Here is a 12,423-nt window from a genome sequence, read left to right on the forward strand (position 1 = left end):
CGACATGGAAGTTCACCGCTTCCGCATCATCTACAACACCATCCGACCCCACCAAGCACTGGCCGACCACACCCCCAAACAGGCCTACCTCGCCAACAAAAACCTGCCACTTTCTTGACTCAAGACATCGTGCCGTGGCGCCGCGCCAGGGCATCAGCGACCGTCTGGGGATAACGGCCCTGCTGTGGATAAACAGCCCTGACAACAGGTTTGGTGTCAGACCCGTGTGGTAGTGCGCTACAAAATGACCCTGATGGCGCCGTCGGACACCTGCACCGGGTAGCTGCGGACCGCGAAATCCGTCCCGGACGTCTCGCTGCCCGTCGACAAGTCGTAGGCGTACCCGTGCAGGGGGCAGACCACGACGCAGTCGTCGGTGAGTCCGTCGGCCAGTGGGCCGCCGCGGTGCGGACACACCGCGTCGAGTGCGCGCACCGAGTCGTCACGCAGCCGGAACACCGCCACTTGGCGTCCGTCGACCGCGAACGTGCGTCCCTCGCCGACCGGGATCTCGTCGAGCCTGCCGACCTCGACAGTCATCGAACCGGCACCCGGGGGAGCGGTAACAGCGGCAGCGACGTGCGAAACTGGCCTTCGGTCTTGGGTTCTCGGCCGTCGCGCCACGGATCCCGGTATGCGGCCACCGACTTCTGCATCCGCTCGTCCAGCCCCGCGGCCAACCCGTCGGCGTCCTCGACGACCACCGCCCGGATGTGCTCGATCCCGAGCCGCGGCACCCACGTGTACGTGCGCTCCAGCCAGTTCGCGCTCTCACGGTAGTACTGCAGGAACCGGCCCGTCAGCGTCATCACCTCATCAGCCGAGTCGACCGTGGCCAGCAGGTCACCCTTGCGGATGTGCGCGCCGGCCGCACCGCCGACGTAGATCTCCCAGCGGCCGCCGTCGATCGCGACCACCCCGAGGTCCTTACAGAGTGCCTCCGCGCAATTGCGCGGGCACCCCGTGACAGCCAGCTTCATCTTCGCCGGACTCGCCAGCCCCTGGTACCGCTCCTCGATCGCGATGCCCAGTGCCGTGGAATCGCCCACGCCGTACCGGCAGAAGTCGCTGCCCACACAGGTTTTCACGGTTCGGAAGCTCTTGCCGTAGGCGTATCCGGATGGCATGTCCAGATCGGCCCACACCGCGGGCAGATCCTCCTTGCGCACGCCCAGCAGGTCGATGCGCTGCCCGCCCGTGCACTTGATCATCGGGATGTCGTACTTGTCGGCGACATCGGCGATCCTGCGGAGTTGGGCGGCGCTGGTGACCCCGCCTTTCATCTGTGGCACCACCGAGAACGTGCCGTCGCGCTGGATGTTGGCGTGCACCCGGTCGTTGATGAACCGGGCGTCGCGCTCGTCGACGAACTCGTCGGCCCACATCATGTCCAGCAGCGAGGCCAGAGCCATCTTCGAGCCCGCGTCCTCCTTACCGTCGGGGGCGAGTGCGGCGAACACCGAGGACACCGAATGCAATCGGAGCTCGCGGATGTGGCTCATCAGCGTCGGCTTGTCGTACGGCAGCGCGGGCACATACCAGGATGCCGACGGGTCCTCGGTGACGGCGCCGTCGGCGGCCCATTCCACCACCTGGCACACCAGCTCCTTGCAGGAGCCACATCCCTTGCCGGCCTTGGTCTTCGCCATCACACCCGACACCGACGTCTCACCGTCGCGCACACAGGCTGCGAGCGCACCCTTGGAGACGCCGTTGCAGTTGCACACCTGTGCATCGTCGGCCAGTTCGGCGATCCCGACGCCGACGTCGGGCGTGCCGATGTCGAACATCAGCGCCACCCGCTCGTCGGGCAGCGGCAGCCCACTGTCGAAGGCCTGGGTCAGGAACGAGACCTTCGAGACGTCACCGACGAGCGTGGCGCCCACCAGCTTGCCGTCGCGGATCACCACCGTCTTGTACACGCCGTGTTTGGGCTCGCTGTACTGCACGAACTCGTCGTCGGGGTGTTCGGGCGCCTTGACGCCCATCGCGGCGACGTCGACGCCGGCGACCTTGAGCTTCGTCGCCACCCGGGATCCGTGGTAGGCGGCCGTGACGTCCGCGCCGGTGAGATGGTCGGCCAGTACCCGCGCCTGCTCCCACAGCGGCGCGACCAGACCGTAGACCTGACCGCGATGCTGGGCGCACTCACCGACGACGTAGACGTCGTCGTCGTCTACCGACCGCATGTGATCGTCGGTGACGATGGCGCGTTCTACTGTGAGCCCGGCCCGTTGGGCCAGGCCGACATTCGGCCGGATACCGGCAGCGATCACCAGCATGTCGCAGTCCAGCTGGGAGCCGTCGGCGAACCGGATACCGGTCAGGCTGCCGTCGGCCACCAGAACTTCGCTGGTGCGCTTCTCGGTGTGTACTCCGATGCCCAGCGATTCCACCGACGCCCGCAGGATCGCCCCGGCGGGGTCGTCGAGTTGAGCGTTCATCAGCGTGGGACCGGCATGCACGACATCCACGGTGAGGCCGCGATTCTGGAGTCCTCGTGCGGCTTCCAAACCGAGCAGGCCGCCCCCGACGACGACCGCTTTGGTGCGGTGCGCCGCTTCGGCGATCATCGCCGCGGTGTCGTCGAGGGTGCGGAACCCGAACACTCCGTCGGCCAACGTCTTGTCGTCGGCCCACAGTCCGGCCATCGGTGGAAAGAACGACCGGCTGCCGGTCGCGAGGATGAGTTTGTCGTAGTGCAGAGTGGTTCCGTCGTCGGCGTGCACGAGATGGGCGAAGGTGTCCAGTCGCACGACGCGCACCCCCGCACGCAACTCGATGTCGTTGTCGGCGTACCAATCCAGCGTGTTGAGGTAGATGTCGGTCGGGTCGTCAGCGCCGGCTAGCACGTTCGACAGCAAGATGCGATTGTAGTTGCCGTAGGGTTCGTCACCGAAGACGGTGATCTGGAACTGTTCACCACCGCCGCGGGCGAGGATCTCCTCGAGCGCGCGAATGCCGGCCATGCCGTTGCCGACGACGACGAGCCGCTGCGCCATCGTCTACACCTCGACCAGGCCGAGATCGACGACGACCGTGCCGGCTAGCCCGTCGGGTGCGGCCACCTGGATTTCGAGCACGGTGTCGGCGAGCAGATCTTCGACCACCCGCAGCGCCACATGGGTGGCGCCCTTCGCGGCGATCGGGAAGTACCGCATCGGAATGCCGTCCCGGTAGAGCACCACGCTGATCATCTCGTCGCTCGAATTGCCGCCCCGGAAGTACACCGGTTGGGCGACGGCGCCGGCGGGCACCTGATATCTGAGCGAGGCGTCTACCGGCAAGGGCGCGTCATAGCCTTTGCCCACGAAGGTGAAAGTGCCTTGCAGGAATTGCGGACTGCTTCCGTCGGACATGCTGCGAAGCTAAAAGCACCGTGTTTCCGTCCGGTTTCGGTGACGCTGCGCCTGTGGATACCCCCGCTCACTCGACGACGGCCTCACGGTGAGCTCAGCGCGGATGTGAGGGCGAGTTTTCCGCCGCGTCATCGAGGTGCAACGGGTGTGGAATCGCGCGGCAGTTCACTCGGTTCAACCCCAACCGCCCCTTCCCCCGGTAGGAGAAACCATGACCGTCACCGACAGCGACTCCGCGCAGGCTGTGGCCGTCGCCCCGCCGGCGCCATCGCGGCGCGGCAGGCACTGGATCGACGACTGGCGACCGGAGGAGCCCGAATTCTGGTCCACCGTGGGTAAACCGGTCGCCCGGCGCAACCTGATCTTCTCGATCTTCGCCGAGCACATCGGGTTCTCGGTATGGCTGCTGTGGAGCATCGTCGTGGTGCAGATGACGGCAGGACCCGGAGGTGCCGCCGCGGCGTCCGGCTTCGCGCTGACGACGTCGCAGGCCCTGTGGCTGGTGGCGGTGCCCAGCGGCGTCGGCGCTCTGTTGCGCATCCCCTACACCTTCGCCGTTCCGGTGTTCGGTGGCCGCAACTGGACAGTCATCTCGGCGATGCTGCTGCTGATCCCGTGCCTGCTGATGGCGTGGGCGGTGAGCAATCCCGACGTGCCCTTCGTGGCGCTGTGCCTGATCGCGGCCACTGCGGGATTCGGTGGCGGAAACTTCGCGTCCTCCATGGCCAACATCTCGTTCTTCTATCCGGAGCGGGAGAAGGGCTGGGCGCTGGGCCTCAACGCCGCCGGCGGCAACATCGGTGTCGCGGTGGCGCAGAAGATCATCCCGATCGTCGTGGTGGCCGGTGGCGGCGTAGCACTGTCGCGGGCTGGGCTGTTCTACGTGCCGTTGGCATTGGCCGCGGCGGTGTGCGCCTTCCTGTTCATGAACAACCTGACCGAGGCGAAGGCCGACGTGAAGCCGGTGTTCCAGTCGCTTCGCCACGCGGACACCTGGATCATGTCGCTGCTCTACATCGGCACCTTCGGCTCGTTCATCGGCTACTCGGCCGCATTTCCGACGCTGCTCAAGGCGGTGTTCGGCCGCGGTGACATCGCGCTGACGTGGGCATTCCTCGGCGCCGGCATCGGTTCGATCGCCCGTCCGCTCGGCGGGAAACTCTCCGACCGGATCGGCGGCGCGCGCATCACCGCCCTGAGTTTCGTGATGCTGGCCGTCGGCGCGGCCGCGGCCCTGTGGTCGGTCCGCGCGGTCAACCTCCCGGTGTTCTTCATCGCCTTCATGTTCTTGTTCGTGGCGACCGGCATCGGCAACGGCTCGACCTACCGGATGATCTCGAAGATCTTCCTGATCAAGGGTCAGGACGCTGGTGGTTCACCCGAGACCATGGTGCACATGCGGCGCCAGGCCGCCGGAGCCCTCGGAATCATTTCCTCGGTCGGGGCATTCGGCGGGTTCATCGTGCCGCTGGCCTACGCCTGGTCGAAATCCTCGTTCGGCACCATCCAGCCCGCATTGCAGTTCTACGTCGGATTCTTCATCGTCCTGCTGATCGTGACGTGGTTCTTCTACATCCGGAAGAGCACCCGGTTGGGTGAGGTCGGCGTGTGACCTCGAGCCACCTGACCCGCACCGCATGTTCGTACTGCGGTGTCGGATGCGGGATCTCGGTCCAGACCCGACCCGACTCGGCGACCGGTGCACCGGTGATCGCGACGGTGTCCGGTGACACCCTGCACCCCACCAACGCCGGCCGGCTGTGCACCAAAGGGGCGACGCATGCCGAATTGATGGCCGCCACCGACGGTCGCCTGACGACGGGGTTGCTGCGCCCCTCGCGCGGGGCGGACCCGGTGGCGGTCGACGTCGACGACGCGCTTGCCGAGGCGGGTCGTCGATTGCGGGCGATCGTCGACGAGCACGGCCCCGATGCGGTGGCGATCTATGTGTCCGGGCAGATGTCGATCGAATCACAGTACGTGGCAACCAAACTCGCCAAGGGCTTCCTGCGTACGATTCACCTGGAGTCCAACTCGCGGTTGTGCATGGCCAGTGCCGGTGTCGGCTACAAGCAGTCGCTGGGCGCCGATGGACCGCCCGGGTCGTACAGCGATTTCGATTGCACCGACCTGTTCTTCGTGATCGGCTCGAACATGGCCGACTGTCATCCGATCCTGTACCTGCGCATGGCCGATCGGCTCAAAGCCGGCGCGAAGCTCATCGTCGTCGATCCGCGCCGCACCACCACCGCGGACCGGGCCGATCTGTACCTGCAGATCCGGCCGGGCACCGATCTGGCCCTGCTCAACGGCATCCTGCACCTGCTCGTCGCGGACGGCGCCATCGACGAACAGTTCATCGCCGAGCACACCGAGGGCTGGGAGGCGATGCCGGCCTTGCTCGCCGACTACCCGCCCGATCGCGTCGCGGAGATCACCGGCCTTTCCGAAGCCGACATTCGCACCGCCGCAACGATGATCGCCGAGGCGGGGGAGTGGATGACCTGCTGGACCATGGGTCTGAACCAGAGCACCCACGGCACCGCCAGCACCACCGCGATCTGCAACCTGCACCTGGCCACCGGCGCGATCTGCCGGCCGGGCAGCGGGCCGATGTCGCTGACCGGACAACCCAACGCGATGGGCGGGCGCGAAATGGGCTACATGGGGCCCGGTCTGCCGGGCCAGCGGGCCGTGCTCGCCGCGCAGGACCGCGCATTCGTCGAGGAGCAGTGGGGGCTCGAGCCCGGCACCATTCGCGCCGATGTCGGGCCGGGAACCATCGAGACGTTCCGAAGGCTGGCCGACGGGCAGATCAAGGCGATCTGGATCATCTGCACCAATCCCGTTGCCAGCGTGGCCAATCGTGCGACGGTTCTGGAGGGGCTGCAGGCTGCCGAGTTGGTGATCGTGCAGGATGCGTATGCCGAGACAGCCACCACCCGCCATGCCGACATCGTGTTGCCCGCGACGCTGTGGGCCGAGGCCGATGCGGTGATGGTCAACTCCGAGCGGACGATGACGCTGTTGGCGCAGTCGATTCCGCCGCTGGGGGAGTCTCGGCCGGACTGGGAGCTGATCTGCGGGGTGGCGCGCCACCTCGGGTTCGGCGACGACTTCGACTTCAAGTCCAGCGAGGAGATCTTCGACGAGATTCGTCGGTTCACCAACCCGGACACCGGCTACGACCTGCGCGGCATCACCTACGAGCGCCTTCGCGACGCCCCGGTGCAGTGGCCATGCCCGCCCGAGGACGGCGCCGCCGGATCGCCCGACCGCAACGCGATTCGCTACGTCAACGACGGTGTCTCGCAACCCCTGTACGTCGACGCCAACGGTCGCCGCCCGCGCCTGGCGTTCCCCACCCCGTCGCGCCGTGCCGTGTTCCATGCACGGCCGCACGTCGACGCCGCGGAACGGCCCGACGGCGACTATCCCGCGGTCCTGAACACCGGCCGGCTGCAACATCAGTGGCACACGATGACCAAGACCGGCAGGGTCGCCAAACTGAACAAGCTGAATCCGAAACCGTTCATCGAAATCCATCCCGACGACGCGGAGGCCACGCAGATCGCGAATGGGAGTGCGGTCGAGGTGGTGTCCCGGCGGGGCAGGGCGGTGCTGCCCGCCGTCGTCACCGATCGTGTCAGACCGGGGTGCACCTGGGTGCCGTTCCACTGGAACGACGAGCACGGTGAGGATCTCACCGTCAATGCGCTGACCAACGACGCCGTCGACCCCGCGTCCTTGCAGCCGGAGCTCAAGGTGTGTGCCGTCCGGTTGGCCCCGATCGCCGCGCCGCGTGTGGCAGACCACGAGAAGTTCTATCTGCAAGGCTTTTTCGCCGGTGTCGAGCAGGGTCGACCGGGCGTCCCTGTACTGCCGGCCGACGCGCCGCTGAGCATGCAGACGCGGTGGTTCGTCGAGGGCATGCTGGCCGGCCGCTACTCCCGTGCGTCCGATACGCCGTCGCCGGATGGACCGCTGGTGCTGTGGGCGTCCCAGACCGGGAACGCCGAGGAGTTCGCGGCCCGGGTCAGCCGCCGGCTCGGCGGGGCACGGCTGTCGGCCATGGACGACATCGACGTGGCGGAGCTGGCCGACGCGAGTGAGGTGGTCATCGTCACCAGCACGTTCGGCGATGGGGGGCCACCTGACAATGGAGCGACGTTCTGGGAGCGGTTGACGGCCGCGGATGCCCCCGCACTGAGCGGGATGCGCTATTCGGTACTGGGGTTGGGCGATCGCTCATACGGAAACTTCTGCGGTCACGCGAAAGCTCTCGACGCACGACTGACCGCGCTGGGCGCCACCAGGATGCTCGAGCGCGCCGACTGCGAAGTTCACGACGAGGCGCCGATGGCCCGGTGGGCCGACGCGGTCGCCGAGAGTCTGACCGGCGCAGCGCCGACCGACACGGTGACGTCTCTCCAACCGGTCACATTCACGCGGGCGAATCCGGTCGAAGCGCCGCTGTGCCGCAACGTGGCGCTGACGCCACCCGGTGCGGCAAAGGAGGTGCGACAGTTCGGGTTCGACATCAGTGCGCACGAGGTCTCCTACGCTGCGGGGGATTCGCTCGGCGTCTACGTGCGGAATTCGGATGCCACCGTCGAGATGTGGCTGCGGGCCACCGGATTCGCCGGCACTGAGGATGTCGTGGTAGACGGCGTGGCGATGCCGCTGCGTGACGCGCTGGTGACTCGTTACGACGTGTGCACGGTGACGCCCGATCTTGTCGCCTTCGCCGCGGAGCACGGCCGGGACGGGGCCTCTGTGCGACGGATGCGCGCGAACCGGCGGGAGTGGGATCGGTGGCTCGCCAACCGGAACGGCCTCGATCTGGTGGCCGAGTTCGGGGTGCGTGCCGACCTCGAAGTGTGGCAGGAGGTGCTGGTGCGGTTGACGCCGCGGCAGTACTCGATTTCCTCCAGCCCGCTGGTCAGTCCGCACGAGGTGCAGCTGACCGTGTCGGTGGTCCGCTACTCGAACCCGGGCGGTGAGCCGCGCGGCGGGGTCGGCTCGACCCATCTGGCCGATCTTGCCGACGGCACAACGGTTCCGGTGTTCCTGCAACGGTCGCCGCATTTCCGGCCGCCGACCGACCCTCGCACGCCGATGATCATGGTCGGCCCGGGCACGGGCGTCGCACCGTTCCGTGCGTTCCTGCAGGAGCGACGAGCTCTCGGGCACACCGGCCGCAATTGGTTGTTCTTCGGTGATCAGCACCGAGCGCAGAACTTCTACTATCGAGAAGACCTGCAGGACATGGTGTCCGACGGATTTCTGAACCGGTTGGATCTGGCGTTCTCACGCGATCAGTCGACGCGCGTCTACGTGCAGCACAAGATGCTCGACTACGGCGCGGATGTCTGGCGCTGGCTCGAAGACGGTGCGCACTTCTACGTCTGTGGGGACGCCGCCAGGATGGCGCGCGATGTCGATGATGCGTTGACCACGATCATCCGGACGCACGGCGGCATGAACGACGAGGCCGCGCACGCGTACAAGCGGGAGCTGGTGGGGGACAAGCGCTACGTGCGCGACGTGTACTGAGCGTTTCGGGACGCTACGGCGAGAAGTTCGGGTGGCCGTCTGGCCTGTTCGGTGACGACGCCGTAGCCTGGAACGAATTTTGGAGGGTGGGGCGTTCGAGCAGGTGGACGCACACGACTAGACGTGAGAGCTTTCGGGATGCGCAATCAGCAGGCATTCGATGCAATCGGCAGGAAGGTTGGCGAACAGTTCCCCGCCCGGCCGGTGTTGGTGCTCGACACCCAGCTGCGAATCCGGGCAGTGACGCCGGCGTACGCGGGTGCCACGCTGCGCGAGAGCGATGAACTCGTCGAGCAGTTCATGTTCGACGCCTTTCCGGATGATCCCAGCGACCCTCAAGCCACCGGCACCGCTAATCTCGCGGCGTCGCTGGAGACCGCGATGCGCACGGGTCGCAAGCACGACATGTGGATTCAGCGCTACGACATTCCGGACCCCGCCGTGGCCGACGGTTTTCTGCCGAAGGTGTGGAGCCCGACCAATTCGCCGATCATCGATCACGGCGAGCTGCTGGGCGTATTTCACCAGGTGGAGGAGGTCGCCGATGTCGGGGGCGCGCTTTCGTTGATGGCCCGGGCCATCGACGCCGGCGACTCGTGTCCGGTGGCCGAGCTGCTGCACGCACTGACAGCGGTCAACACGGCGGAAAACACGCGTCGTGGCAAGCGGGAACAGGCTTTGGTAGCCGAGACCGAGCAGTTGCGGCGTGCCATCGATACCCGAGACACGATCGGCCAAGCCAAGGGGATCGTGATGGAGCGCTTCGGCATCGACGCGGTCGCAGCGTTCCAACTGCTCAAGCGACTCTCGAGAGAGACCAACACCCCGCTCCGCGACATCGCCCGCAAACTCATCGACGCCGACCATCTGCCACCTCCGTCGTCCGCTTGAACTGTCACGGCCGTCAATCACGGTGGGCCGAATTTGTCGGTGTTCGAATGTATGTTCGAAGTATGTCGGTGGGCGTGGCGGAGGCGGTGGCGCAGTTACGGGCCGGTGTCGATGCCGTGCTCGCCGCCGATCTGGACCTGTCCACCGCCGCCGAGGTCGTCGAGCTGCTCGATGAGCTGCAATCCGCGTCCTGCCGATTGCCGGCCGCCGGGCATCGCGCCCTGGCGCGGCTGCAGGTCGAGACCACCCCGCAGAAGATGGGCGCCAAGAACTGGCGCGACGTGCTGGCGATCCGATACCGGATCAGCGGCTCCGAAGCGCACCGCCGGCTGACAGAAGCGGCGCTGCTGGCTCTCCGGCAGTCGATCACCGGGACGCCGTTACCGCCGGCGTTGCCGGCGACCGCGGCCGCGCAGGAGCAGGGGCGGATCACCCCGGAGCATGTCGAGGTGATCCGCAAGGTCGTCGACAAGCTGCCCGGCTTCGTCGACACGGTCACGCGCGAGCAGTTCGAAGCCGATGTGGTGCGCATCGCCACCGGCGCCGGCCCGAAAGAAACGCGCGACGCCGCAGAGTTGGAGCTGTTTCTGCTCGATCAGGACGGGCCTGAACCCGACGACACCGAACGCACCCGGAAACGGGCTCTGACGAAATCTCGGCAGGGTCGGGACGGGATGACGGCGTGGCGGGCAGATCTGACCCCAGAAGCCGCGGCGGTGTGGGAGGCGATCTTCGCCCGCTACGCCGCCCCGGGCATGTGCAACCCCGACGACCCCGAACCCTGCACGTCGGGGACTCCGACGCAGGCGCAGATCGATGGTGATCACCGCAGCCTGGCTCAACGCCAGCACGACGCGCTGGTCGCGGTCGGGCGGATCGCGTTGATGAGCGGGGAGTTGGGCCAGTTGAACGGGTTACCGGTCACGGTGATCGTGCGCACGACGCTGCAGGACCTGGAATCGCGCGCCGGGATCGGCGTGAGCGCTGGTGGGACGCGGCTGCCGATCCGCGATGTGATCCGGATGGGTGCGCACGCCTCCCACTATCTGGCGATCTTCGACCGGGCCACCGGTTCCGCGCTGGACCTGTTCCGCACCCGCAGAGTGGCCTCGGCGGCGCAGCGGGTCATGCTGATCGCCCGCGACGGGGGCTGCACCAAACCCGGCTGCCCCGTCGGGGCGTACGGCTGCCAGGTGCATCACGTCACCCAAGACTGGGCCCAGGGCGGGCTCACGAACATCGACGACCTCGGCCTGGCCTGCCCACCCGACAACCGCGCGGTGAAAGACGGTGGCTGGACCACCACGATGAACGACCGCCACGACGTCGAATGGACCCCACCACCAGACCTCGACACCGGCCAGGCAAGAGTCAACACCCACCACACCCCCGAACGCCTCCTCCGCCCACCCGACGGAGACGGCCCCGGCGGACCCGCACCACCCGACGACGAAGTGGCGTGACCGCCGGAGTTCAGAGTTCGCCGTCTCCGGCCGCTGACGTGCGCGCGAACTGGCGAATGCACGCGTTGACTTCTCCGGGTTTCTCGGCGGGCAACGCGTGCGTGGCGTCGGGCCACAGGCGAACCCGCCAGTGCGGTGCGACGTCCTGGATATGCCGAATAGCCCTGTCGGCGTTGTGGATTGATCTACCCGCCAACAGGACCTGGGTCGGAACGCCGACCGACCGGAGCAATCGGTCCCCGGGAAAGCGCAGTGGAGGCGTGTTCACCGGCAACGCGAAGGCATCGAATCCGGCGAGAAACACCGCCCTCAGCACATCGATATCGCTACCCGCCGGGGGATGCCCCGTTATCCAGGACGCGGCGCGTTCCGCGCGGATGGAGTGGGGACGCGCCAACAAGACGGCGAGGCTTCGCCAGAACTTCCCTGACAGGCGAACCACCGTGTGCGCCGGGTCGATCAACGTCAGCGACACCACGCGCTCGGGTCGCAGTGCCGCTGTATGCGTGGCCAGCCAGCCCCCGTAGGAGTGGCCGACCAGATGCACCCCGCGCAGACCCAGGCCCGCCAAGACGGCATCGAGGCAGAGCGCCGCCTCGGCTGGCCCGCTCATCTTCGCGGTCTGCATACTCGCACCGGGCTGCCCTGGCATGTCCAGTGTGTACACGGTGAAATCCGTTGCCAGATCACTCGTCTGAGCCCACCACATCGCCGAGGTCATGAAGAACCCATGGACCAGGACGACGGGCACGCCACGCTCGGGTCCGTACCGGTAAGCCCGGACCATCCCGAAGTCCGTGGGTAGGTCGTGCACGGCGGCGGGTGCCGGGCCGAGCGCCCGCAATCGCTCGTAGAGCGTCAGGAAGTCGTTGCGAGCGCGATCACTCGTGAAGCCGCCGTGGGTCACACTCACTGATGCCCCCGGTCCTCGATCGCGACCGCGGCTGCCGCGCGGCGCGGTGCTCATCGGCCGATCGTGCATCGGCGAGAGTTGAAGAGTGTCCGAGGGGGGACTTGAACCCCCACGCCCGTTAATAGGGCACTAGCACCTCAAGCTAGCGCGTCTGCCATTCCGCCACTCGGACCAGTTCGAAGGCAGCTTAGGTTAACGGATCGGTGGGCTCGGACCCAAACCGGGAGCGGGTGGTAGGAAA

8 protein-coding genes and 1 tRNA gene are annotated in these 12,423 nt (G+C 67.0%); 4 read left to right on the plus strand and 5 right to left on the minus strand.

Annotated elements, in window-relative coordinates; genetic code table 11:
- Positions 1-237 precede the first annotated feature (237 nt).
- Genes nirD through MHN84_RS18940 form a run of 3 tightly spaced genes read right to left on the minus strand, consistent with a single transcriptional unit; the run spans position 238 to position 3,359 of the window.
- On the minus strand, positions 238-540 hold the full coding sequence (gene nirD / locus MHN84_RS18930; protein WP_241206045.1) for a nitrite reductase small subunit NirD: 303 nt from the start codon (positions 538-540) through the stop codon (positions 238-240).
- Positions 537-3,002: a nitrite reductase large subunit NirB gene (gene nirB / locus MHN84_RS18935; RefSeq protein WP_241206046.1), complete on the minus strand. Its 2,466-nt coding sequence runs from the start codon at positions 3,000-3,002 to the stop codon at positions 537-539. Before nirB ends, nirD begins: the two co-directional genes overlap by 4 nt.
- 3 nt (positions 3,003-3,005) lie before the next feature.
- Positions 3,006-3,359 carry a molybdopterin oxidoreductase gene (locus MHN84_RS18940; protein WP_241206047.1) on the minus strand — a complete coding sequence of 118 codons (354 nt, stop codon included), beginning with the start codon at positions 3,357-3,359 and terminating at the stop codon, positions 3,006-3,008.
- A 211-nt stretch (positions 3,360-3,570) separates the two neighbouring features.
- On the opposite strand from MHN84_RS18940, the gene MHN84_RS18945 reads away from it, so the two are divergent.
- The 4 genes from MHN84_RS18945 to MHN84_RS18960 all read left to right on the plus strand — a co-directional run bounded on the left by MHN84_RS18945 (position 3,571) and on the right by MHN84_RS18960 (position 11,269).
- The gene (locus MHN84_RS18945) at positions 3,571-4,971 is read left to right on the plus strand and encodes a NarK family nitrate/nitrite MFS transporter (protein ID WP_241206048.1); all 1,401 of its coding nucleotides are present in this window, start codon (positions 3,571-3,573) and stop codon (positions 4,969-4,971) included.
- Positions 4,972-4,982: 11 nt separating this feature from the next.
- On the plus strand, positions 4,983-8,915 hold the full coding sequence (locus MHN84_RS18950; RefSeq protein WP_241206174.1) for a bifunctional nitrate reductase/sulfite reductase flavoprotein subunit alpha: 3,933 nt from the start codon (positions 4,983-4,985) through the stop codon (positions 8,913-8,915).
- A gap of 138 nt (positions 8,916-9,053) precedes the next feature.
- A complete protein-coding gene (locus MHN84_RS18955; RefSeq protein ID WP_241206049.1) occupies positions 9,054-9,806 on the plus strand; it encodes an ANTAR domain-containing protein in 753 nt (250 codons plus the stop codon).
- A 47-nt stretch (positions 9,807-9,853) separates the two neighbouring features.
- On the plus strand, positions 9,854-11,269 hold the full coding sequence (locus tag MHN84_RS18960) for an HNH endonuclease signature motif containing protein (RefSeq protein WP_241206050.1): 1,416 nt from the start codon (positions 9,854-9,856) through the stop codon (positions 11,267-11,269).
- A gap of 10 nt (positions 11,270-11,279) precedes the next feature.
- Here MHN84_RS18960 and MHN84_RS18965 read toward each other — a convergent pair whose 3' ends face one another.
- Positions 11,280-12,236, minus strand: a complete 957-nt coding sequence (locus MHN84_RS18965) for an alpha/beta fold hydrolase (protein WP_241206051.1) — start codon at positions 12,234-12,236, stop codon at positions 11,280-11,282.
- Positions 12,237-12,268: 32 nt separating this feature from the next.
- A tRNA-Leu gene (locus MHN84_RS18970) sits at positions 12,269-12,354 on the minus strand.
- Positions 12,355-12,423 lie beyond the last annotated feature (69 nt).

Source organism: Mycobacterium sp. PSTR-4-N, assembly GCF_022348085.1.
Taxonomy (GTDB): Bacteria; Actinomycetota; Actinomycetes; order Mycobacteriales; family Mycobacteriaceae; genus Mycobacterium.

Excerpts from the sequence above, each read along its gene's own strand:
- nirD (WP_241206045.1), bottom strand. The coding sequence starts at position 540 with ATGACTGTCGAGGTCGGCAGGCTCGACGAGATCCCGGTCGGCGAGGGA.
- nirB (WP_241206046.1), bottom strand. The coding sequence starts at position 3,002 with ATGGCGCAGCGGCTCGTCGTCGTCGGCAACGGCATGGCCGGCATTCGC.
- MHN84_RS18940 (WP_241206047.1), bottom strand. The coding sequence starts at position 3,359 with ATGTCCGACGGAAGCAGTCCGCAATTCCTGCAAGGCACTTTCACCTTC.
- MHN84_RS18945 (WP_241206048.1), top strand. The coding sequence starts at position 3,571 with ATGACCGTCACCGACAGCGACTCCGCGCAGGCTGTGGCCGTCGCCCCG.
- MHN84_RS18955 (WP_241206049.1), top strand. The coding sequence starts at position 9,054 with ATGCGCAATCAGCAGGCATTCGATGCAATCGGCAGGAAGGTTGGCGAA.
- MHN84_RS18960 (WP_241206050.1), top strand. The coding sequence starts at position 9,854 with ATGTATGTTCGAAGTATGTCGGTGGGCGTGGCGGAGGCGGTGGCGCAG.
- MHN84_RS18965 (WP_241206051.1), bottom strand. The coding sequence starts at position 12,236 with ATGAGCACCGCGCCGCGCGGCAGCCGCGGTCGCGATCGAGGACCGGGG.